The organism is Massilia sp. PAMC28688, from assembly GCF_019443445.1.
Classification (GTDB): Bacteria; Pseudomonadota; Gammaproteobacteria; order Burkholderiales; family Burkholderiaceae_D; genus Telluria_A.
Genome location: NZ_CP080378.1, coordinates 2869118 through 2891916, shown reverse-complemented (window position 1 = coordinate 2891916; position 22799 = coordinate 2869118). Strand labels below are relative to the sequence as shown.

The 22799-nt window shown below is 58.3% G+C and carries 18 protein-coding genes and 1 tRNA gene; 7 read left to right on the top strand and 12 right to left on the bottom strand.

Annotated features, from left to right (window positions below; all coding sequences use genetic code 11):
- The first annotated feature begins 199 nt into the window (after positions 1–199).
- Positions 200–1786, top strand: a complete 1587-nt coding sequence (locus KY495_RS13000) for an alpha-amylase (protein WP_219879851.1) — start codon at positions 200–202, stop codon at positions 1784–1786.
- A 95-nt stretch (positions 1787–1881) separates the two neighbouring features.
- Here the strand turns inward: KY495_RS13000 and KY495_RS12995 are convergent, their stop codons facing one another.
- The 3 genes from KY495_RS12995 to hmpA all read right to left on the bottom strand — a co-directional run bounded on the left by KY495_RS12995 (position 1882) and on the right by hmpA (position 6314).
- The gene (locus KY495_RS12995; protein WP_229518290.1) at positions 1882–3252 is read right to left on the bottom strand and encodes a c-type cytochrome; all 1371 of its coding nucleotides are present in this window, start codon (positions 3250–3252) and stop codon (positions 1882–1884) included.
- Positions 3253–3277: 25 nt separating this feature from the next.
- Positions 3278–4963, bottom strand: coding sequence for a hypothetical protein (locus KY495_RS12990; protein ID WP_219879849.1), 1686 nt, complete (start codon positions 4961–4963; stop codon positions 3278–3280).
- A 139-nt stretch (positions 4964–5102) separates the two neighbouring features.
- Positions 5103–6314, bottom strand: a complete 1212-nt coding sequence (hmpA, locus tag KY495_RS12985; protein WP_219879848.1) for an NO-inducible flavohemoprotein — start codon at positions 6312–6314, stop codon at positions 5103–5105.
- A gap of 63 nt (positions 6315–6377) precedes the next feature.
- On the opposite strand from hmpA, the gene KY495_RS12980 reads away from it, so the two are divergent.
- Genes KY495_RS12980 through KY495_RS12965 form a run of 4 tightly spaced genes read left to right on the top strand, consistent with a single transcriptional unit; the run spans position 6378 to position 9354 of the window.
- Entirely contained in the window at positions 6378–6758 is a 381-nt protein-coding gene (locus tag KY495_RS12980; RefSeq protein WP_229518289.1) for a transposase, read from the top strand.
- A complete protein-coding gene (tnpB, locus tag KY495_RS12975; protein ID WP_119784802.1) occupies positions 6755–7102 on the top strand; it encodes an IS66 family insertion sequence element accessory protein TnpB in 348 nt (115 codons plus the stop codon). Before KY495_RS12980 ends, tnpB begins: the two co-directional genes overlap by 4 nt.
- A gap of 29 nt (positions 7103–7131) precedes the next feature.
- A complete protein-coding gene (locus KY495_RS12970) occupies positions 7132–8703 on the top strand; it encodes an IS66 family transposase (protein WP_219879846.1) in 1572 nt (523 codons plus the stop codon).
- 51 nt (positions 8704–8754) lie between these two features.
- Positions 8755–9354, top strand: a complete 600-nt coding sequence (locus KY495_RS12965) for a plasmid pRiA4b ORF-3 family protein (protein WP_219879845.1) — start codon at positions 8755–8757, stop codon at positions 9352–9354.
- Between the two features lie 463 nt (positions 9355–9817).
- Here the strand turns inward: KY495_RS12965 and KY495_RS12960 are convergent, their stop codons facing one another.
- Both KY495_RS12960 and KY495_RS12955 read right to left on the bottom strand, forming a co-directional pair.
- Positions 9818–10480 carry an OmpW family outer membrane protein gene (locus KY495_RS12960; RefSeq protein WP_219879844.1) on the bottom strand — a complete coding sequence of 221 codons (663 nt, stop codon included), beginning with the start codon at positions 10478–10480 and terminating at the stop codon, positions 9818–9820.
- A 516-nt stretch (positions 10481–10996) separates the two neighbouring features.
- Positions 10997–11518: an HAD family hydrolase gene (locus KY495_RS12955; protein WP_219879843.1), complete on the bottom strand. Its 522-nt coding sequence runs from the start codon at positions 11516–11518 to the stop codon at positions 10997–10999.
- Positions 11519–11595: 77 nt separating this feature from the next.
- On the opposite strand from KY495_RS12955, the gene KY495_RS12950 reads away from it, so the two are divergent.
- Both KY495_RS12950 and KY495_RS12945 read left to right on the top strand, forming a co-directional pair.
- Positions 11596–11967, top strand: coding sequence for a hypothetical protein (locus tag KY495_RS12950; RefSeq protein ID WP_219879842.1), 372 nt, complete (start codon positions 11596–11598; stop codon positions 11965–11967).
- A gap of 74 nt (positions 11968–12041) precedes the next feature.
- A complete protein-coding gene (locus KY495_RS12945; protein ID WP_219879841.1) occupies positions 12042–12335 on the top strand; it encodes a hypothetical protein in 294 nt (97 codons plus the stop codon).
- A gap of 277 nt (positions 12336–12612) precedes the next feature.
- Here the strand turns inward: KY495_RS12945 and KY495_RS12940 are convergent, their stop codons facing one another.
- The 7 genes from KY495_RS12940 to rpsU all read right to left on the bottom strand — a co-directional run bounded on the left by KY495_RS12940 (position 12613) and on the right by rpsU (position 22738).
- Positions 12613–13563, bottom strand: a complete 951-nt coding sequence (locus tag KY495_RS12940) for a hypothetical protein (protein ID WP_219879840.1) — start codon at positions 13561–13563, stop codon at positions 12613–12615.
- 995 nt (positions 13564–14558) lie between these two features.
- A protein-coding gene (locus KY495_RS12935; protein ID WP_374040953.1) for an IS3 family transposase occupies positions 14559–16099 on the bottom strand; the annotation gives its coding sequence in 2 pieces (ribosomal slippage) (positions 14559–15643 and positions 15643–16099; 1542 coding nt in all).
- Positions 16100–17148: 1049 nt separating this feature from the next.
- Positions 17149–17227 (bottom strand) — tRNA-Ile (locus tag KY495_RS12930).
- A gap of 86 nt (positions 17228–17313) precedes the next feature.
- Positions 17314–19512 (bottom strand): RNA polymerase sigma factor RpoD, encoded by a 2199-nt coding sequence (gene rpoD / locus KY495_RS12925; RefSeq protein WP_374040952.1) that lies wholly within the window; start codon positions 19510–19512, stop codon positions 17314–17316.
- 526 nt (positions 19513–20038) lie between these two features.
- Positions 20039–21835 (bottom strand): DNA primase, encoded by a 1797-nt coding sequence (gene dnaG, locus KY495_RS12920; RefSeq protein WP_219879838.1) that lies wholly within the window; start codon positions 21833–21835, stop codon positions 20039–20041.
- A 115-nt stretch (positions 21836–21950) separates the two neighbouring features.
- On the bottom strand, positions 21951–22400 hold the full coding sequence (locus KY495_RS12915) for a GatB/YqeY domain-containing protein (protein ID WP_219879837.1): 450 nt from the start codon (positions 22398–22400) through the stop codon (positions 21951–21953).
- Between the two features lie 125 nt (positions 22401–22525).
- Positions 22526–22738, bottom strand: a complete 213-nt coding sequence (gene rpsU, locus KY495_RS12910; RefSeq protein WP_008451879.1) for a 30S ribosomal protein S21 — start codon at positions 22736–22738, stop codon at positions 22526–22528.
- Between the last annotated feature and the right edge of the window lie 61 nt (positions 22739–22799).

The window sequence follows — 22799 nt, the reverse complement described above, 5'->3', positions numbered from 1 at the left end:
GACTTGGAAGTAAAACTACAGATAGATTGTGTGATTATTGACATCGACCACAAATAGCGGGACTATCTGACTCACCAAATTGCACATTTGGTCGTAAAACTACAGATTATGTATAGACAAGGAGGCGCCTACATTCCCTGAAACTGCAGTCGTACCAGTGAGTCAAAAAAACAAAAGAACTCAAATCGGAGACAACAACATGCAAGTAAAGAAACTGCTTCAACTGATGACGGCGGGCCTGCTGGCGGCCGGCGCTTCCACCGCCATGGCCCAGACCAACGGCACCATGCTGCAATATTTTGACTGGGAATCCAACGGCGATGGCCAGCACTGGAATCGGGTCAAGAACGCCTCCCCCACCTGGGCTGCCAAGGGCATCACCGCTTACTGGCTGCCACCGGCCTACAAGGGCGCGTCCGGCACCAATGACGTTGGCTACGCCGTGTACGATCTGTACGACCTCGGCGAATTCAATCAAAAAGGCGCGGTGCGCACGCGCTGGGGAACCCGTGCCGAGTACCTTGCCGCCATTAATGCGGCCCACGCCGCGGGCATCCAGGTCTATGCCGACATTGTCCTGAACCATAAAATCGGCGCGGACGCGACCGAGTGGACCACTGCAGTGCGGGTGGACCAGAATAACCGCAACATCGAATACGGCGGCGACGTCAGCGTACAGGTCTACACCAACTTCAACTTCCCCGGCCGCATGCAGAGCACGGGTACGCTCAAGTACAACAACTTCCGTTGGAATTGGTACCATTTCGACGGCACCGACTACGCGCAAAACCTGGGCGCCGACGGCTGCACCAACTGCCGCATCTACAAGTTCCGCGGCTCGGGCAAGAGCTGGGACTCCGGCGTGAGCCTGGAAAAGGGCAACTACGATTACCTGATGGGCGCGGACATCGACTTCCAGCATCCGGACGTGCGGGCACATCTGAAAGACTGGGGCGTGTGGTACACCAACACAGCCAAGCTCGACGGCTTCCGCATCGATGCAACCAAGCACATTACCTCGACCTACTTCAATGAGTGGCTCAGCCACGTGCGCAACGCCACCGGCAAGCCAAACGCATTTGCGGTGAGCGAGTACTGGGAAGCCGACATCAACGCGCTCAATAACTACGTCAACACCGTCAACAGCAGCGGCAACAACATGAGCGTATTCGACGTGCCGCTGCACGCCACGTTCCAGCGCGCATCGAATGCCAATGGCAGCTTTGACATGGGTTCCTTGTTCAATGGCTCGCTGGTGGCCGTCAATCCACTGCGCGCGGCAACCTTCGTGGACAACCACGACACGCTCGACGGGCGCGGCCTGGCGTCCAAGGTGCAGGACTGGTTCAAGCCAATGGCCTATGCTGCCATCTTGTTGCGCGAGAGCGGCTATCCAACGGTGTTCCTGGGTGACTACGAAGGCGTGCCCAACAAGGTTGCCAACCACAGCTGGATCATCGACAGAATGCTCACCGGACGCAAATTCCACGCATACGGCAAGCAGAACAACTACTTCGACCACAGCGACGTGGTGGGCTGGACGCGCGAAGGCAACGCCCAGCACTGGTACGGCCTGGCCGTGCTGATGAACGACAACCGCTCGGTTGCCGGTTCCAAGTGGATGTTTGTCGGTTCAGCGCACGCCAATCAGTGCTTCAATGACGTGACCAACGCGGTCACCACGGCAGTGTGCGCCAATGCCAGTGGCTGGGCCAACTTCAGCGCGCCGGCCGGCAAGGTCACCGTCTGGGTACGTAGCGGAAAGTTCGGCCGCCATACAGGCTGATACTGCAGCACCGCAGCACCGTCCTCGCGCGAGGGCGGTGCATTTCCTGATGTGGAGATTCATCCGGGCGGGCGCAGCCTGCCAGGCCGCCAACATCACTCCTTTTTCGGCGGTGCCTGGTAGCTCACCCGGTAAATGCGGCCGCCAAAGTCATCCGACACCAGCATCGAACCATCAGCCAGGAAAGCAATGGCGACCGGGCGTCCGATGACCACATCGTTTTGTATGAAGCCATCAATAAAGACGGTATCGCTGACCAGCTTGTTGTCGTGCAAAGTGACCAGGCCGACCCGGTAGCCGCTCTTTTGCGCGCGGTTCCACGAGCCGTGCTGGGCAATAAACAACTGGTGCTTGTACTGACTCGGGAACTGCTCGCCCGTATTGAACGCCAGCCCCAGCGCGGCAACGTGGGGCCCCAGTTTGGCCACTGGCTCGGTAAATTCGGCACAGCTGCGGCCGGCGCCAAACTCCGGGTCTGGCAGCACGCCCCCGGCGCAAAACGGGAAACCAAAGTGCATGCCGGCCCTGGGCGCCACATCCAGTTTGTCGGATGGAACGTTATCACCCAGCATGTCGCGGCCATTGTCGGTAAACCACAACTGCCTGGTGACGGGGTGAAAAGCCAGCCCCACCGAATTGCGGATGCCACGCGCATATTCTTCCAGGCCGGAGCCGTCCGGATTCATGCGGAAGATTTTGGCGTAGGGCTCGTTTTCCTTGTTGCATACATTGCAGGGCGCCCCCACCGGGATGTACAGCTTCCCGTCGGGCCCGGCCGCCACCACCTTGCCGCCGTGCCACTTGTCCTTGGGCAGCGACACTTTGACGACCTCGTACGCCGGCCACTTGTCATAGGTGCGGTCGATCTGGTCAAAGCGGATCAGGCGGCTGATTTCGGCAACGTAGAGTGCGCCGTTCATGAGCGTGACACCGATCGGTGCATCCAGGCCTTCCGCCACTGTGACCACCTTGTCAACCACGTGATCGCCCTTGCTGCTGACCAGCGCATAGACCTTGCCGGCTGCGCCCGAACCCACGTACACAATGCCGGCGGGCGACACCACCATGCCGCGCGCGGCAGGCACCTTGTCGGAATACACCGCCATGCTGAAGCCCGGCGGCAGCTTGAAATTGGCCAGTTCCGGATAGTTGGTCGGCGCAGCAGCCGCAGCACCTGCGCCTTTGGCTGGCTTGAGCAAGAACTGGGCAATGGACCGGATGGCATCCGGTGCCAGCGCGCTCTTGAAAGCCGGCATGCCCGCGGTGGGCGACCCGGTTTCGATGAACTTGGCCAGTGCCCCCTGCTCCGGCCTGACCTTCACCCAGCTTGCGTCAGCCAGGCTTGGCCCGAGCGCACCTTCGCGACTGGCGCCGTGGCATGCCGCGCAGTTTTGCTGGTACAGGGCAGCGCCGTCTGCCGCCTGGACGGCAGGCGCCAGCAGCGCGGCCAGGGCCGCAATGATCAAGGTTAAACGAGATAATGGTCGCATATCAGTACGTGATGGTCAGCAGGGATACGGCCTGGCGCGGCAAGCGCATCTTGATCAACGCCTTTCCATTTTGCACCTTGATGGTTTCCTGGCCGCCCAGCTGGGCCAGTTCGCTTGCTTGCTGCAAAGCGCGTATCTGGTCCGGGGTAGGATTGGCTGGCGACCCCATGCGCTTCCACGCGGTGTAGGAATTGCTGGTCTCCTGGTCGATCCGGTAATGGCGCATTTTCACCTGGCCGGCTGGAATGGCGCCAATTTCCAGGGCTACCTCGGAACCGGCATCGATGATGTCGTCATCGTGGTAATTCCACAGCATGACGGCCACGCTGCGCTGGTCGCGCGCGGCCAGGGCATTGATGTCGGTGCGCGCACCGCGCACGCCACCAGCCCTGATGCTGAAGGCGTCATGGGCCTGATCACCGCTGACGGCCACGCGCTCACCGCGCATCATGCCGAACATGCGGAACACGTTCAGAACAGGCTTGTTGACGCCATTGGTGGCCAGGTCGCGAAAGCCGGCAAACCAGGGCTGGTCTTCAAACAGGAATGACCAGTTGACCGCGCCAATGAGATTGACCCCGCGCCTATCTGCCAGGTCGAACTTGCGGGCAATGGAAGCGGCCGTATAGCTTGCATAGAGAGTGCCGTTACGGTAGGCATTTTCCGGGTTGGTTGCCATGCCGCAGGCCGCACACCCCTCGGGATCGGACTCGCCGATAATGACCGGCATGCCCTTGAGCTGCGGGTACTTCTGGACAATGGCAAAACCGTCATCGAGGCGCCTGAAATGGATGCCCATGTCCATGCGGACCACACCATTGACCACCTTCGGTGCGCCCTTGGCATGGAAGGCGACAAAATCCAGCGGCGCGCCAACTTTGCCGGTGGCGTAATTCTTTTCCGTCAGCACGTGCTTGAGGAAGTCATCCATGAACGGGCCGGCGCCTGCCGTATGTGGTCCGCCCATGCGCGCAGTGGGAAGGGCCCGCTTGACGGCATCGGCGGCGTAATCGTACATCTTGAAATATTCACGCTTGACGTCCGGCGCGATCAGATAAAAACCGTCCGGCTCGTTCCACACTTCCCAGTACCAGCTTTCCACTTCCTTCTGGCCATAGCGTTCCACGCAGTGCCTGACCCATTGATAGATCAGCTCGGCCCACTTGTCGTAATCCTTGGGTGGCGTGGCCCAGCCCGTCATGATTTCTTCGTAGCGCACGCCCGGCTTCCACTTGTGCTGATAAGGCTGGGGCCGCTGTGACAGCGCTTCCGGCATGAAGCCGATTTGCGCCAGCGGCTTCATGCCGCGCTGAACGTAGGTATCGAAAATCTGGTCCACGATGGTCCAGTTGTAGACAGGCTTGCCGTTTGCATCTTCGCTGTACATGCCGGTCGAGCCCCACTTGAGCGCGTGGCTGCCGTCGCCCGATGTCATCAGGTTATGGGCGCGCACGTAGACAGGGACCGGGCTCAGTTCTGCGATATCGCTGAGCAGCTTCTTGCCATTGGGGGTTGTGGTGTAGTTGGGTTCGTCATATCCAAACCAGGCCCAGATGGGGGTCATCGGCCCTTTGACCTCGCTGAGGTCGACGGTCAGTTTCACTGGTGCAGGCGGTGCGGCGGCGGGTGCTGCCAGCGTGGCCTGGGTAACGGCGGCAATGCACAGCGTGCTCAATAGTTTTTTCATGGCTGGATTCCCTCGAATTCGGAACGTGGTCCAGCGATGCTACTGAAGGCGTTAACAATTTCCCAATCACTAATTTGCCTGCCACGATACCGGAATTGATATGGCAGGCCGGTACACTGCGCGGCCGCGCGCCGGGCAACTACTGTACGTAGTTGAGCAGCTCCGGACCGAACACTTCGCGATGCAAGCGATGTGCGGGCACCCCCGCATCAATCAGTGCGCGCCACTGGTCCTGCATGAAGGGCACGGGGCCGCACATATAGACATTGGCCTGGTCGTAGGGCCATGCGGGGATCTTGCTGATCTCCATGCGTCCCTGGAACAGGGCGCCATCGCGTGCGTTATCGGCCGACAGATTTTCGTGAAACGACGCGATCACCAGATGCGGCATCACTGCTTTTGCTGCTGCCACATCGGCGCGATGCGGATGGTAGACAGCCGCGCGTGCGGCGTGTGCGAACACCACGTGGCGCTGTGGATTGATGCGCGCAATATGATTAAGCGCGGCGATCATGGGCGTGATGCCGACCCCTGCCGACAGCAGCACGATCGGCGCGTCGGACGCCGTATCACAGGTAAAGTCGCCAAAAGGGTGAGTGACTTTGAGAACACTGCCTTCCGACACATTATTATGCAGCCAGTTGGACACCTGACCGGCCGGCTGGGCGCCGCTGTCGCTTTCGCGCTTGACGGAGATGCGCAGCGTCTTGCCGTTCGGCGCGTCAGACAAGCTGTACTGGCGCAGCTGGGTCGCGCCGTTATCGAACGTCACGGACACACTGACATACTGGCCCGGCGTGAATGTATGCACGGCACTGCCATCGGCCATGGCAAGCACGAACGATTTGACGTCTTCGCTTTCGTGACGCGCATGGAGGACGCGCATATCGCTGAGCTGGCCGGGCGTCGTGCCCGCCTTGGCGTACAGCGCACTTTCTGCATTGATGAGGGCGGTGGCCAGTTCATTGTAAGCCTCATCCCAGGCGGCAATCAGGGCCGGTGTGGCGGCCTCGCCCAACACTTCCTGAATCGCGCCCAGCAGATATCGTCCCACAATCGGATAGTGCTCCGCCGTGATGCCGACCGACGCGTGTTTGTGCACGATGCGGCTGACCACAGGCGCCAGTGCGGCGGCATTGTCGATATTGGCGGCGTAAGCAAACACCGCAGTTGCAAGCGACTGCTGCTGCACGCCGCTGGCCTGATTGCCCATATTGAACAGATTGGTCAGCTCCGGGTGGGCCGCAAACATATTGCGATAGAAAGTCTGGGTGATGGCCAAGCCATGCTCGCGCAGAACAGGAACACTGGCATCAATGGTAAGCGTGACGCCAGCACCGTCTGGACGCAAGTAGGCATGCCCGCCAAAGTAGTTCCCACTACTTTTATGATGGGAACTACTTTGGATACTGAAATGAAGCCGGGAAACCGGAAAGGGCGGCCGAACTATCCGGTCGAGTTCAAGCGGCGCCTTGCCGCTGCGGCGTGCGAAGCCGGGGTGTCGGTTTCGAAGCTTTCGATGGCCAACGGCGTCAACGCCAACATGGTGTTCAAGTGGCGCCGCGAGTATCGCGCAGGTCTCTTTGACAATATACCGGACGCAAGCACAACGTTGCTGCCGGTCGTTATTGCGGATACTCCGTTGATGGTGGCGCCGGCGGTGATCGCCCAAGCGGCGTCGCCTGCCGCCAACCTGAGCACGGTCGAGATCATCTTCGCCGACGCGGTCGTGCGTGTTCACGAGGGCGTCGACGCTGCGCTGCTCAGAACGATCTTCCAGAGTCTGCGACCATGATCGGGCTGCCGGCGGGCACACGTATCTGGATCGCTGCAGGCTTCACGGATATGCGCTGCGGCTTTAACGGCCTGGCGGCCAAGGTGGAGAGTGCGTTGCTGGACGACCCATTCAGCGGCCACGTGTTCGCGTTCCGTGGTCGGCGCGGCAACGTCATCAAGTTGCTGTGGTCCAGTGGCGATGGCCTGTGCATGTTCGCCAAGCGCCTCGAGCATGGCCGCTTCGTCTGGCCGCAAGCAACCGACGGCAAGGTCCATCTGACGCCGGCCCAACTGTCGATGCTCCTCGAAGGCATCAACTGGAAACAGCCCGAACGCACCGCGCCCCTCATGTCGGTGTTGTAAACGTTTAAACATGCGCGTAAACTGCGCGCATGCCTTCCAGCCCTACCTCACTTCCCGACGATATCGAAGCCTTAAAAGCGCTGCTGCTGCAGCGCGACGGCGAAGTGCAACAACTGCGCGATACCGTCACGACGCTGGAGCAGGCCCTCAATGTCCGCTCTCTCGAAATCGAGCAGCTCAAACTCCAGTTGGCAAAGCTCAAGCGAATGCAGTTTGGCCGCAAGTCCGAGAAGCTCGACCGCAAGATCGAACTGCTGGAAACGCGGCTGGAGGATCTCATTGCCGAGGATGGCGCCGGCGAGCAGAAAGCGACATTGCCCGCTGCGCACGCGCGCAAGGTTGCGCGCCAGCCGCTGCCGGTGCATCTACCGCGCGAAGACAATATCATTGAGCCGCCGGACCAGGCCTGCTCCGAATGCGGTGGCAAACTCAAGCCCTTGGGCGAGGATGTATCCGAGCAGCTTGAGCTCATCAATTCGGCCTTCAAGGTAATTCGGCATATACGCCGCAAGAAGGCATGCGCCTGCTGCGATCACATCGTGCAGGCGCCAGCGCCTAGCCGCCCCATCGAACGCGGCATCGCAGGACCAGGCTTGCTGGCGCACATACTCGTCGCCAAGTTCGCCGACCATCTGCCACTGTACCGCCAGTCCGCCATCTACGCACGTGACGGCGTCGAGCTTGATCGTTCCACGATGGCGCGCTGGGTAGGTGCGTGCGGGGCCCTGATGCGCCCCCTGGTCGACGCACTGCAGCGCTACGTGCTCCAGCCCGGCAAGATCCATTCGGATGACACGCCGATGCCTGTGCTTGCGCCGGGGAACGGCCAAACCAAGACAGCACGCCTGTGGGTCTACGTGCGCGACGACAGGCGCTCCGGCTCGACTGCGGCGCCGGCCGCATGGTTCGCCTATACGCCGAATCGCCAAGGCCAGCATCCACAGTCGCACCTGGCCAACTTCACTGGGGTTCTACAGGCCGACGCGTTTCCAGGCTACGATAAAATCTTCGCCGATGGCCGCGTGCGCGAAGCAGCGTGCATGGCGCATGCGCGACGCAAGATCCATGATCTGCATGCGCGCAAGGCGACCGTGACAACGACAGAAGCGTTGCGGCGGATCGGCGAACTGTACGCAATCGAAGAACAGATCCGCGGCCAGCTGCCTGATCATCGACAGCGAATACGGCAAGCACAAGCGCGGCCTTTGCTCGACGACTTTGAAGTATGGTTGCGGGCACGGCTGCTCACACTATCGACCCAGTCCGACACTACGAAAGCCATAAACTACTTGCTCAATCAGTGGCAGGCGCTGGTGTACTACTGCGAAGATGGCTTGGCCGAGATCGACAACAACATCGCCGAGAACGCGTTGAGAACCTGCTGCCTTGGCCGCAAGAACTTCTTGTTCATGGGCGCAGACAGCGGCGGCGAGCGCGCTGCAACGATGTACTCGCTGATCGTCAGCGCCAAGCTCAACGGCATCGATCCGCAGGCTTATCTACGCCATGTGCTGGCCCACATCGCCGACTATCCGGTCAATCGGGTTGAAGATTTGTTGCCGTGGAATCTGGCTGATAAACTGAGCACTGTCAGCGCGTAGTTGTAACGTCACATCCGGTGATGGTAATTGCGCGCATTGAACGAAACTCTCATGGCCAAGAAAAATATCGTCATCACTTTGCGCATCAGCATCGCAGACATCACGCCGCCAATCTGGCGCCGTATCGTCGTCGACGGCGACCTCAGCTTGCGTGCGCTTCATCACATCATCCAGGCCGCGTTTGGCTGGACCGACGCCCATCTTCATGAGTTTCGTGTTGAGGGCCGCACCTACAGCATGCTTGACAACGAGCATGTTCTTGAGGGCAGCTACGACAGCGACGAGGAAATGTTCGATGACCGAAAAGGAAAGCTGAATCGATTGCTGTACACCGGCCAGCGCTTCACCTACCAATACGATTTCGGGGACAGCTGGCAGCATGAAATTCACGTCGAAAAAATTGAGCAACGTCCAGAGCCAATGGGCAGTGCCTATATCATCGATGGCAAGCGCGCATGCCCGCCTGAAGACGTCGGCGGCATCGGCGGCTACGACGACTTCCTCACGACACTGCGGGACGAACCGAAGAGCCAGGAAGCAAAGGACTATTTGAGATGGGTGGGCGGCAGCTTCGACGCAGAGGCCTTCGATCAGCGAATGGCGAACGCGACGCTGCTGCGCATGGCTTGGAATGGCTGGGGCCGGAAGTAAGCGGGCGTCAAGACGGTACTGATGCCACGCTTACCATCAATGTAGGGACGGGCGACTGCGGAAACCAATTATTTTCTCCTCGAGGGAATGGGGGATGGATGCGCGGGTAGCGAGGTGGCACGCCCCAATGCTGGATACGCGAGCACTTGATGCCGAAATTGTACTATAGATGCATTTTATTTGCATGTTAAGAACAGGCCTGATCCAATGATCGGCCAGCTACACCAACACGACGGCGTAGGCTACATTAGAGCGGGGATGAGTTGGCCCCAGAGCTGGGGGATTTGAAAGCCTCGCGGCACCAGAACAGTAGGATAGTCGAGACCGCCAGGCAGTGCGCTCATGATGGGAACACCGTGGGCAATTCTGGGGCTTCCCGTGAGTCGAACACGGCACCAACGAATGCTGAGCCCTTAGAAAGCAACGCCAGGGGCGATCAGAGAATAGTTGCGCGCTGGTCTGCTCAAAACAGAAAGCTGACGCCAAGGTTGAGCGATGCAGGTTGGTACCTGGGCTCGCCGCTTAGTGTATTGCCGGCGCTAGTGGCCTTGAAATTGCCACTGCCAATGCGGCTCCAGCGCACATCGCCGCTCAGAATCCAGCGAGGTGCCAGGCTGTACTCGACTCCCGCGATCGCTTGTACAGCCGCGCCGCCTTTGCGTGAATACTCCTGCTCCGCCCCGTTTCGATCGACGTCGATATCCAGCGCGACAACGTAGCCCAGACCCGCGCCGATGAACGGACGCACCGCGCCGCGAGCCGGGAATCGGTAGTATCCGTTCAAGAAAACCACTTCCGAAAAGACGTTACCATCCACTTCGACGCCACCCACGCGCTTGAGATAGTTTCCACGCTCGTCCAAAGCCAACTCGGCGGCCCACCCGTTGCCGAAGCGTCGGCCCACGGCAGCACCAAAGCCGATACCCCCACCAAAGTCCACCTTGCCCCCAGCAGCGGGACCGGTGGCCCGGGACTCCAAAAAACTGGTGGAACGTGCGGCAGTGGTGCCCCCGTAGGCGCTGGCGTAGTAGCCTGGCTCATCCTGGGCAGTAACAGATAACGGGGCCAGCAACACGGCGGCGGCTGCAATACAAGTGATGTAGCGATTATTGAAATGCTGGTTCATGGCAGTCCTTGAGCGATGAAGAACAGATCAAAACAGCATATCACTGTACCGTTTTTTTGTGGGCCGCAAATACCACCGGGAAGGCGGCAGGACTCTTCAGTAAGTGCCTTCCCAGCAACGGCTGTACGATCTGAGCTTTCAGCTGCTTAAATGAAGTGGGTTCAAACTGATTTGTGCCTACAACTTTTGAGTGCTAGTAAATAACGAGGAAGAAACGAAGCAAACATGCTTTCTTAGCCGGCGCTTTAAATCTGTGCTTATTAGCGCCGATCGAATATTGACCCACTGCGCCGACCCAATTGGAGCCAGGGAGGGGCGCTGCGCTTTGATTAGCATCTGTGAAAAAGTGTACCGAATAGAGACAAAGTCTTTGAAGAAGTCGGATTCCGAACCGCAGCCACCGATAATTTTGCGTTTTGATTTAAAGATGCAAATGGTTTATATTGTTATTGACTCGAAGCGATCGGGCAGCGCAAAACGAAAGGCAGCTGCCACACCCCATTGCAGACGTTTCCGTCAAGCCGTTGACCGGATTCCTGCCATTGCCTTGACGCGTTCGATAACGCCAAGAAGTTCCGTGTCAAGCGGATCGCCTGTGAAAGCTGATAGGCAAAGATGCCGCGCGGGCTGCCGTTGAAGCTTCTCGGGGCTGTCGTCAATCATGATTATCTCGTCTGCGCCATATCCGTACTTCAACGCTTTGCGCAGGTCTTTGATGTACACATAACCGTTACTTTTGGCATCGACCTTCTGAACACACTTTGACACCGCCCATGAAAATGCAACGGGAAACGAAGTGCCGAACAGCTCCGCCGTGACCGTCTCGACGTAACGTTCGCTTGATGAGGACCAGACCGCGATCTTGAAGTGCGACGCACAAAACCTGATCAGGTCAGATGCGAATGGCCGCACGTAGACGAAGTACGGTCCAACTTGAAACGTGTGGGCACAAGGCAAGGCAGCCTCGGTCGCATGTACCAGGGTTTCGTCTAAGTCAAAGACTATCAGTCGAACCTGCGCCATATTCCTGCCTTTCATTGTCCGCTTGTGGCCGGTCCCTGCCGATTGTACTGTACGGTCGTGCTGAGGCAACTGCCGACGCACTGGAAAAAGAGTTGCCCGATTTACCTGCGCTCGGGCTCAAACTCGGATTAGACGTGGTAAGGCGCCGCACGATCGACGATACCTTACACAAGACTTGGCTGGTCTTCCCGGGCCAAGTAACCGCCCTGGCTCAAGTCGAAGATGAACTAGATCGTCAAGTCACGGCGGCCCAGGCTGAAGCCCAGCGCCTCGCGTCAGCACGCTCACAGCAACTGCTCGCACAAAAGCGTGAACGCATTCGGCGTACTGCCGCTCGCGAGGCCCACTTAATGCAAGAAGCCGCGCAAGAGGCAGCTGCGCAGCGTACGTATCGCGACTTGTCATCGGCTCAAAAAGAACTGATGTTGCGAAGAGCTTTGAACTTGGAAGAAGAATGGCCGTAAGCGGCCAGCCGGCCCACCTATGAATTTATGATCGATGCGGCCACACTATCCTTTCGATAAATCGGGAGGTGATAGTGGCCAATTCAGAACGAGAGCAACTCTGGCAAGAGCGCGTTGCGCAGTTTCAGGCAAGCGGGTTGTCGCAGCGCGCCTATGCTGTCGAGCATGGCTTCTCTGCGCGCCAGGTCAGCTACTGGGTGCGACGGCTGACCGGCACCCAAGAGGTCCCTGGCTTGCTGCCGGTGCGCGTGGCACCGACGATGTCAGTGGCAGGCGCAATTACCCTGCGCGGTGAGCACGGCTGGACACCTTCGCTACCCGGCGACGTGCAGCCCAGCTGTCTGGCCGACTTGATGCGTGGCCTGTAATGAAACTATCGGCCGACGCGATCTGGCTGGCGACCGCGGCGGTGGACATGCGTACCGGTATCGATGGGCTATCGCTCCATGGGAATGGAATGGTCGCACCTATGAGGGGCTGGACCGGGCGGCATCACAAATGGCACTAATTCAGTTATTGGACGTTCCAAGCCGACCTACAAATGATCCCATATGAATCGGATACGCGCGCTCTGCAAGCTCTCGCGATGGCCCCAGAATTTTAGACTGGAGTTGCGGCAACCTGGCAGGCCGTTGACAAGGCATCTTACCTTACTAACGCCGAAGCATCTTTCTTTTTGATTGCCTCAACTATTGCTTTCGTTAGCTGTTCCACTTCGTGCATATTAACGCCCTCGGGCTTATCGAGGCCCGAGCGCAGCGCCTCCTCGACCGAGTCCCCGCACCAGCCCCGGTCGGCGCACAGTTGCAATGCCCGAATTGAGTTACGGCTACAGTCCATTCCTAGCTGACAGGCCGTTAGATCCATTGCATAACCAGCCAGCTCCTCGCCCTGCTTGCCGCGGTAATCTGTCCCAAGTAGTCGCACTGATCCCGGTTCGACGCCGTCTCCGGATACTTGTTGCGGAACAACCGTGCGGATCAGTAATGGATCGTTGCTACGTAGCGCAGCCGCCATTACCTCTTTTTTCTCCGCTGGCGATTTGGCTTTGAGATAGGCAAAGGAGATCTGCATTAGGGGATCTGATTGCATATCCGGACCACGCACAGCTGTAAGTTGAAGCGTAGCTGCTGCCCGATCCGCTGCTGTAATATCGCACCTTGCTTTGTAGAGGTCTGCTGCCTCGCGCTGCCTAGCAGTCGCATTAATGCCCACTGGCTGCCTTACCGGCTCAACTTGGCTCGAGTTTACTCCGCAGGCTCCGAACGCTTCATAGGCGTACATATAGCCACCTTGTTCGGGATGTTTTATCGCCTCAAAAAGAAAAGCCCGATAGCTTTGAGCTCTATTAAACGAAGTGAGAAGCCGCCTTGACTGATCATAGTGCTCGCCGGGCCCAGCGACGATTGGCCTCTCAGCCAGTACCGTTACCGGGTTTTGGGGTGCTCTTGCCGCGATCTGAGGAGATGGGATCTCCTGGATGGCGGCTGGCGAAACGTCGTCGTTTTTATAAAAAGCTGACGTACCAAGCAACGCAAGGGCTACGACGCTTGAAATTACCACTAACGTTCTGTTCATATGTACTTTACCAATCATAACTTCGCTATTTCAGCATTAACATACGAGGATCTTTTGACGCTATAACGCGATACGCGACAATCGCGCTTATCAGAACGATCATCATTGTAACTAATGCGGCGATTAACAATGTCAAGGCTAAGTCCTGCCGTGTAACAAACCTGAGTACACGTTGTACTCTGAGGATGCTCGGGCAGCTGCAAAATACGGTCGCGGGCACCGGGACTTTTGGGTTGGTGCCCTCGTTTCGAGCCTTTATTTTTCTGGAATGCACCAAGAGGTCGACTATATCGCCGTTTATCCGGGCCACAAAGCTGGATCGGGAAATGCAGTGATAAACGAAGCGATGGACATTTTTGGGAAGTGCTTTCGGATAACGTTCTTGCCCGATCTTATCATCCGCCATACTACGGCGCTAAATCGCAAACGGCACGAAATAACGGCCAGAAATTGGATCACTACAACCAGCTGAACACCATCCATCTGAATTCCCTTCCACTCAGGACAGCCACGACGCGCTACAAAAATCGCCGTTAGGACCTGGCAAGACTGTATTGGTTATCGATGATATTTGCACAAAAGGCTACTCTCTAGAAGCTGCGCGACTGTACATCGAGCAATCAGGGGCTAAAGTCGTCACGGCATCATGGCTGAAGACGATCAATACCGACACTGGCGTGCTAGCCTCTCCGCCTCAGTTCAATCCCTACGCTCCGGCGTACTTTACGAACGTCCCAGTTGAGAAATCGATCGGGTATCATGCGAATCTTGTAGGTCATTTAGTTCCAGGAGAACTTAGAAGGCTTTTCGCAGAATACGAGAATTGGGACTGGCCCGCTTAATTCGACGCGTGGCGGTCTTCTGGCCGTATTCCTCTGAAATGTCCAGCGGGCCGATAAATGAAAGAGTTCTCAGAAGTTGGCGCGGCTTCTCTATTCGGATGGGATGAGCAGTCCGGTGCGTGTCAAGGTAGTTGTCGCATAAAGCAGTCGTAAAGTTGGTGCCTCCTTTGGTTATGCAGCACGCTGCTGGTCAAGCTTAGACGGCGGGTTGAGCCACACTTTGTCAGGCGCCAGCCAAGCCCTCGGCTGTCGTTTCCAACGCAAAGGATGGCGTGCGCACGCTTCGGCGTAGATAGCTTGCCGCTTCGTCAGAATGGCATTCGCAAGACCGCTGTGCCGCTGCTCTGGCGTGACATAGGACAGCCCGCTATGCAGATGCTCGCCGTTGTACCAAGTGACGAATTTGAGCACCCACTGGCGCGCCAGTTCAATGTCAGCAAATCCATGCGGCGGATAGCCAGGGCTGTACTTGCAGGTGCGAAACCAGGCTTCGATATGGGCGTTGTCGTCCGATACGCCAGGGCGGCTATGCGATGGGGTAATGCCCAGCGTCTCCAGCTTGGACTTAAGCGTATGCGCCTTTTGTGCCGAGCCGTTGTCGGCATGCAGCACCAACGGCTTATCACCCCGCCGGTGTTCGCGCCAGCAGGCCCGTTCAATCAACGCAGCGGCCTCGTCGCCACCTTCACATGCATGCACCTCCCAGGCCACCAGCTTTCGGCTAAACAGGTCGATGACAGCGTACAGATAGAAGAACATGCCGCGGACCTGACTGGGCAGATACGTCACATCCCAGCTCCACACTTCATTGGGACCATGGGCAACGTGGCGCTGCGGTTCAGTCTTCGACGCTGCTTTGGCTCGGCCGCGGTGATGCTGCTCTTGCGCCGCCCTCAGCACCCGGTAGAACGAGGACTCGGAGGCGACGTATACGCCCTCGTCTGCGAGGCGCGGCACAATTTGCGCTGGCGGCAGGTCTGTGAAACGCGGCTCGTGGCAAATGGCCAGTACCTGTTCGCGTTCCTGCTCGCTCAGCTTGTGCGCCGGCTCCGGCCGGACCGCTCCGGGCCTGCCGTCGGCACGTACCGCACCGTCCCGCTGCCACCGTTCATAGGTGCGTGCAGTCAGCCCAAGCTCGGCGCAGGCGGTTTTCAAACGTGCCCCGGCCTGGCGGGCCTGCTCAATATCGGCGACCATCTCTTCGCGCTGTGGCAACGCAATCATGCGTCCTCGCCGTCCGTCCACAGCGCTTCGTACTTTCGGGACAGCACGAGCAGCGCTGCCGTCTCCGCCAACGCCTTCTCCTTGCGCCGCAAGTCCTTCTCCAGCTCGCGAATGCGCTTCTTGTCTGTAGCGCGCTCGGTCGTGGCCGCGCCGCCCTGGCCACCCGCGAGCACTGCGTGCACCTCGGCACGCCAGCGTTCCAGCTGCTCCACCAGCAGTCCCTTGCGACGGCAGTACGCGCCTAATTCTGCTTCGTTCAGTGGTGCCGCCTCCAACACGACAGCGAACTTGTCAGCAGCACTCCACTGTTCCGGATTCTGGCCGTCGCCGGGCACAGCACGACCTTGCTCACGGGCCTGTTTTCGCCACAAATACAGCGTGCCCTCAGGTATTCCAGTCAGCTGCGCTACGTCTGCTACAGGTTTGTTGTGCGGCGCCGCCATCAGGCTCAGCGCATGCTCTTTTTTCTCTTGGGTATATCGTGTCATCGTCAATTCCGTCGCCCCTTGGCGAATTAGAACTCCAAATCAATGGAGGCGACAACTATTTTGACAGAGGGGGAGTCCGTCATTCCATAATGATGACCCAAAGGCTTCGACCTGAGTGCTGGGAAGCAGTTTATGCTTGTGTAAACAGGTGTATATTGGTTCGACACTGACTACGGTGAAGTAACCAAGCTCAGCGGGATGGCTGTTTTTGAGCAAACTGCTGGTAACGATTCCCAATAAATAGCCGTCGATCAATGCAGGACCGCCGCTGAAGCCTCCTCGTGCCATAGCTGAGAGTACGAAATGCACATGGGGTATGGAGTTGAGATCAATCACAGCGTTGATTTCGGCGCGAGTTGCAAATAGCAACGGCTCTTTGGTCAATGGAATTGGTGGAAAGCCCAAGACAACTGTTTCCCACAATACGAAATCGTTATCCCCGATCCAATCATCGAAGTGCCCCCCCCAGTGGTATCCATGGCAGCTCGGGGTCGATATTGTCACACCGGAACACTGCTACGTCCACCGTAGGGTCATCGTGATAGAAGGGCCCATCAGCGATGACTATCTCACCCGCGGTAATTTGGCGTACTGCTTGTAACGTACCATCTGACTGCATCAGAAAATGTAAAGCGCCCTCAGCGTGGTCCTCGTGTACCAGCACGTCGTAGTTCCGCACCGTCGCGATACGGTCAATCGTATTTCCCTCAAGCACATGTCTCGCAGAGACAAACACCCCTTGCCCCACGTGAAACGCAGTACCGACAGAATGGTCACCGTGTTCGTTTATCACAGCTACATAGGCAACAGCTGCCGAAAATTTTTTCAGGACTTAAGTTGGGGAAGGCATAGGTGACCTCACTTATATTTCTGCTCGACAAGTGAAGAATTCCGTGTGAACTAAGGTGCATCGTTTCGGGCGTTGTGATCGCCGTGCTTGCGAGAGCAGGTAAGTACAAGCACACAGCAATTAAACCTACATGGCGCCTACACCACGTCTCGCGAGAAGATGAGTGGTCACGAAAAGATGTGTAAGTTATTGATTTTATTGGTGGGCCTCCCGTGAGTCGAACACGGCACCAACGGATTATGAGTCCGCTGCTCTAACCAAGCATGAGCTAGAGGCCCTAAATCGGTCTGGAGCAGCCGCTGAAGTGGACTGCTTCCGTCGAAGTGGCGGAAGCATATGGCTTCTGGCGGCTGTCCGTCAAGGCTTAATTGCCTTCCAAGAAGCTCTTGAGCTTGTCGGAACGTGATGGGTGGCGCAGCTTGCGCAGCGCCTTCGCTTCAATCTGGCGAATCCGCTCGCGCGTGACGTCAAATTGCTTGCCGACCTCTTCCAGCGTGTGGTCGGTGGACATCTCGATGCCGAACCGCATGCGCAGTACTTTCGCTTCGCGCGGCGTGAGCGAGTCCAGCACATCCTTGACCACGCCACGCATGGAGGCGTGCAGCGCCGCGTCCGACGGAGCCAGCGTATTGTTGTCTTCGATGAAGTCGCCCAGGTGGGAGTCGTCATCGTCGCCAATTGGCGTTTCCATCGAGATCGGCTCTTTCGCGATCTTCATGATCTTCCGGATTTTGTCTTCCGGCATTTCCATCTTGATCGCGAGCGTTGCGGGATCGGGCTCGGCGCCGGTTTCCTGCAGGATCTGGCGCGAGATGCGGTTCATCTTGTTGATCGTTTCGATCATGTGCACGGGAATCCGGATCGTGCGCGCCTGGTCGGCGATGGAACGGGTAATGGCCTGGCGGATCCACCACGTGGCGTAGGTGGAAAACTTATAGCCGCGGCGGTATTCAAACTTGTCCACGGCCTTCATCAAGCCGATATTGCCTTCCTGGATCAGGTCGAGGAATTGCAGGCCGCGGTTGGTGTACTTCTTGGCAATCGAAATGACGAGTCGCAGGTTGGCCTCCGTCATTTCGCGCTTGGCCTTGCGCGCCTTCATTTCACCGGCCGCCATCTGGCGGTTGATGTTGCGCAGGTCCGGCAGCGGCAGCACCACGCGTGCCTGCAGATCGATCAGGCGCTGCTGCAGTTCCTTGACGGTCGGGATGTTGCGCCCGAGGATGGCCGAGTAAGCGTGGCCGGCATTGACTTCGCCATCAACCCAGTCCAGATTGGTTTCATTGCCCGGGAAGACCTTGATGAAATGGGCGCGCGGCATGCCGCACTTGTTCACGGCCACGTCCAGGATTTGCTTTTCAATGTGGCGCACTTCGTCCACCTGGCCGCGCAACGTGTCGCACAGCTTTTCCACGACCTTGGCTGTGAAGCGGATGCCGAGCAGTTCGTTGGAAATGGCTTCCTGCGCCTTGACGTAGGCCTTGGAGTTGTAGCCATCCTTCTCGAAGGCCTTGCGCATTTTGTCGAACTGCACAGAGATGACTTCAAACTTTTCCAGCGCTTCCTGCTTGAGCGCTTCGAGCTGCTCGGCAGAGAAACCAGCGGCGCCGGAAGCGGAATTTTCCTCTTCCTCTTCCTCCTCGCCCTCTTCTGCTTCTTCTTCCTCGTCATCTTCATCGGAGGCAGCAGGCGCCGCTACTGCCGGCGCTTCGTCTTCCTCCGGATCAACCATGCCGTCGACGATTTCGTCGATCTTGATTTCCTCATTCTGAATGCGGATGGCAGCGGAAATGATTTCTGCAATCGTGACCGGGCAGGCGGAAATGGCCTGGATCATGTCCTTGAGGCCATCTTCGATGCGCTTGGCGATTTCAATTTCGCCTTCCCGGGTCAGCAGTTCTACCGAACCCATCTCGCGCATGTACATGCGCACCGGGTCGGTGGTGCGGCCAAAGTCGGAGTCCACCGTGGACAGCGCTGCTTCAGCGGCCGCTTCTGCTTCATCGTCGCTGGTGACGGTGGCCACGTTGTCGGACAGCAGCAGTGTTTCGGCATCGGGCGCGTGTTCGTACACGGCAATGCCCATGTCGTTGAAGGTGCCGATGATGCCTTCGATCGCTTCTGGATCGACAATGTTTTCCGGCAGGTGGTCGTTGATCTCGGCGTAGGTAAGGAAGCCGCGCTCCTTGCCGAACTTGATCAGGGTCTTGAGCTTCTGGCGGCGGCGCTCGAGTTCTTCTTCGCTCGCTTCCGTATCCGACGAGAATGCGTCTTTCAGCAGTGCTTTTTCTTTGGCCTTGCGGTCCTTGGCCTTGGCCTTGTCGACCGCCTTGAGTTCGGCGCGTTCCACCGCGTTGAGCGCGGCCACTTCGTCGTTCTCTGGCTGGAATTCCTTTGGCTTGCGCCCGCGCCGCCCCGGGACCTTGACTGATGGCAGCACGTAGCCGGACGTGTCGATGGCAGCCAGGGTGGCGGCGTCGGTAGTCTGACTCACCGTCGGGGGATTGCCCGCCGGGGTGCGCGTTTCGGCCTTGTCCTGGGTCTTGGCAGCCCTGGCGGACACTCTGGTTGGCTGTTCAGCCGTTGGGGTTTCGGGTTTCTTGATTGGCACAGGCGCTTTCGATGTCACAACGATCTAGCTTTATGGTGGATTAACTAAAGTCTTGTTGCCGGCCTTGCGGCCCTCCGTCTCCAGCTTGCTCACAGCTGGCATTGCTGCACTGATTACCTTGCTTCACCTTTTCAGGCACGATCCGCGTCTTGCCACAGCACCAGCACCGCAGTCCACCGGACTGCTTGCGGCATCAGTCTACTGCATAGCAACGGCGGATGGAGGCGAAGACCGTAAGTGGTTGATTTGCAAACGAACGCTTGCGTCGGCAGTGCTCCTTGCACCACCCCAACCAAAGCTGGCCCTGGCCGCCAGCGCCTTGTTGCCGCGCCGATCAAGAGCCTAACTAACAGGAAGAAAAAATCCTTCCGAACAACGAAAAAAATGCTTCAGATACAACACTTAGCGTTTTATTATAGCACGCACCAAATTCTTTTCCAGTCACGCCACGCCCGTGCGCAAGGGGCCATTTTCATCCTTAGCGCGGGGTTTTTTCAGCCTCTTCTTCACGCAGCAAACGGTCCTGTTCCGCTGTAATTTCCCGGTACCGCACTCCCATCTGATCTGAGGTCAGTCCGGAAGAAAACAACTGGCTGAGCTCCTTTTTAAGTGCATCTTGTTTGATCTGCCTCACAGCTCCGGAGAGCCACAATTTGACGCTGTCGAAGTCGGATTCCGGCTCGGAAGCGATCTCGGCAATAAGCCCGTCGTACTCCGGCCCCAGTTCCTTCAGATGCTGAGACAAGGCGGCGAAGCCCCCGTTCGGTCCCAGTGCCTGGCCGGCGGCTACCAGTTGCAGCAATCGCTCGGCCGCTTCGTCGCCAAAGAACTTGAATGCATTGAGCGCCGCTTCGTCCAGTTCCAGCGCCAGCGGTGGATGGGCCACCAGATGGCGCAGGATCTGCAATTCCAGGCCCACAGGTTCCGGCCGCCCTTGCCTTGGCGGGGCCTTGCGCGCCACGGCCACCGGCTTGGCCAGCTCGAACAAGCCTTCGATTTCCGCGGGGGTGGACTCGGTCATGCTGGCCAGACCGCGCACGATCTGCAGGCGCAGCGAGGTTGGCGTCATGGCTTGGAGCAAGGGTTTGGCGTCGAACTGCACGCGCGCCCGCCCTTCCGGCGAGGATAGATCATGCTCGCCCGACACTTCGCGCAGTAAAAATTGCGACAGCGGCATGGCTTCGTGGATTTCCTGCTCGAACGCTTCAGCGCCAAACTCGCGCACAAAGCTGTCCGGGTCATGTTCCTGCGGCAAGAACAGGAATTTGATGGTCTTGTTGTCCGTAACCTGCGGCAGGCATGCTTCCAGGGCCCGGCGCGCCGCCTTGCGCCCCGCGCGGTCGCCGTCAAAACTGAAGATGACGGTATCGGTCTGGCGCAGCAGTTTCTGGACGTGGGTGCTGGTGCAGGCCGTGCCCAGGGTGGCTACCGCTTGCGGGAAACCAAGCTGGGCCAGCGCGACCACGTCCATATAGCCTTCCGTCACCAGCACATAGCCGGCGTCGCGAATCGCCTGGCGCGCCTCGAACAGGCCATACAGTTCGAAGCCCTTCTGAAACAGCGGCGTTTCCGGCGAATTCAGGTATTTTGGCTCGCCCTGGTCCAGCACCCGCCCGCCAAAGCCGATGACCTGGCCTTTGGTATTGCGAATTGGGAACATGATGCGTTCGCGGAAACGGTCATAGCGCTTCTTGTTGCTGCCATCCTCGTCCACCTTGTCGATCACCAGACCCGATTCCACCAGCGCCAGCGCATCGTAGTCCGGAAACACGGTGCGCAGGTTGTCCCAGCCGGAGGGCGCATAGCCCATGCCGAAGCGGGCCGCCACTTCCCCGGTCAGGCCGCGGTTCTTTAAATAGGCGATGGCGTTCGGCGCACTGCGCAGCTGGGCGCGGTAATAGTCGCAGGCCTGGGTCATCGCTTCCGTCAGGGCCAGGGCCTGGGCCTGGTTTTGCGCGCGCTGCAGCGGGGGAATCTTGTCGTTTTCGTCCGGCACCACCATGCCCACGCCCTGGGCCAGATCCTTGACGGCATCGATGAAGCCCATGCCCGAGTATTCGATCAGGAAACCAATCGAGGTGCCATGGGCGCCGCAGCCAAAGCAGTGATAGAACTGCTTGGTGGGGCTGACGGTGAAACTGGGGGATTTTTCGCTGTGGAAGGGGCACAGGCCCATGTAGTTGGCGCCGCCCTTCTTGAGCTGGACGTAGCGCCCGACCACGTCGATGATGTCGACGCGGTTCAGCAGATCGGTAATGAAGGTTTGTGGAATCACGTGAATGCAGTCTTTGGCTTGAATCAGACTATACCGCAGCGGCATCGTCTCGTTGATATTGGGCAAAGATGAGGCCCGCCGCGTCCACCAGCGGCGGGCCGGTACAACAAGTCAATCAGGACGGCTGCAGGGCCTTCTTGATGAGGGCCGATACGGCGCCCATGTCGGTGCCCTTCGGCATTTTTGGCTTGACGATGGCCATGACCTTGCCCATGTCCTGGGGGCCGGCGGCGCCCGATTCGGCCACGGCGGCAGCCACTTCGGCGGCGATCTGTTCGTCCGACAGGCCGGCCGGCATGTAGCCGGTCAGCACTTCGAGCTCGGCTTTTTCGATGTCGGCCAGGTCCTGGCGGCCGCCGGCTTCGAATTGGGTGATGGAATCCTTGCGCTGCTTGATCATTTTTTCGACGATGGCCAGGGCTTGCTCGTCGGTCACTTCGATGCGCTCGTCCACTTCCTTGCGCTTGATGTCGGCAATGATGAGGCGGATCGTGTTCAGCTTGCCCGCTTCCTTGGCGCGCATCGCTGCTTTCATGTCGTCGGTAATTTGTTGTTTCAAGCCCATGTCATCCTCGCGTGATAGGTATAAATAGCAAAACCCGCTGCGGTAAACCGGAGCGGGTCTGCGACTTTCGTACATCCTGCACCCGGCCTGCCAGTGGCCGCCGGATCAGCATCTACTGAACAGTCTTAGAATAATTTCTTAGGCAGCTGCTGGCTGCGGATACGCTTGTAGTGGCGCTTGACTGCAGCGGCCAGCTTGCGCTTGCGCTCAGCCGTTGGCTTTTCGTAGAACTCGCGTGCGCGCAGTTCGGTCAGCAGACCCGTTTTTTCGATAGTGCGCTTGAAGCGACGCATAGCGACTTCGAACGGCTCGTTTTCTTTAAGGCGAATAGTGGTCATGTAAAAATCAAACCGTTAGATTAGGGGAAGAACGAGATCATAGCATCGTTTTATGGCGAAG

Bases quoted from the DNA above. Each gene is read 5' to 3' on its own strand.
- KY495_RS13000 (WP_219879851.1), top strand. From the start codon at position 200: ATGCAAGTAAAGAAACTGCTTCAACTGATGACGGCGGGCCTGCTGGCG.
- KY495_RS12990 (WP_219879849.1), bottom strand. From the start codon at position 4,963: ATGAAAAAACTATTGAGCACGCTGTGCATTGCCGCCGTTACCCAGGCC.
- KY495_RS12980 (WP_229518289.1), top strand. From the start codon at position 6,378: ATGAAGCCGGGAAACCGGAAAGGGCGGCCGAACTATCCGGTCGAGTTC.
- tnpB (WP_119784802.1), top strand. From the start codon at position 6,755: ATGATCGGGCTGCCGGCGGGCACACGTATCTGGATCGCTGCAGGCTTC.
- KY495_RS12970 (WP_219879846.1), top strand. From the start codon at position 7,132: ATGCCTTCCAGCCCTACCTCACTTCCCGACGATATCGAAGCCTTAAAA.
- KY495_RS12965 (WP_219879845.1), top strand. From the start codon at position 8,755: ATGGCCAAGAAAAATATCGTCATCACTTTGCGCATCAGCATCGCAGAC.
- KY495_RS12960 (WP_219879844.1), bottom strand. From the start codon at position 10,480: ATGAACCAGCATTTCAATAATCGCTACATCACTTGTATTGCAGCCGCC.
- KY495_RS12955 (WP_219879843.1), bottom strand. From the start codon at position 11,518: ATGAAAGGCAGGAATATGGCGCAGGTTCGACTGATAGTCTTTGACTTA.
- KY495_RS12940 (WP_219879840.1), bottom strand. From the start codon at position 13,563: ATGATTGGTAAAGTACATATGAACAGAACGTTAGTGGTAATTTCAAGC.
- KY495_RS12915 (WP_219879837.1), bottom strand. From the start codon at position 22,400: ATGGGCTTGAAACAACAAATTACCGACGACATGAAAGCAGCGATGCGC.
- rpsU (WP_008451879.1), bottom strand. From the start codon at position 22,738: ATGACCACTATTCGCCTTAAAGAAAACGAGCCGTTCGAAGTCGCTATG.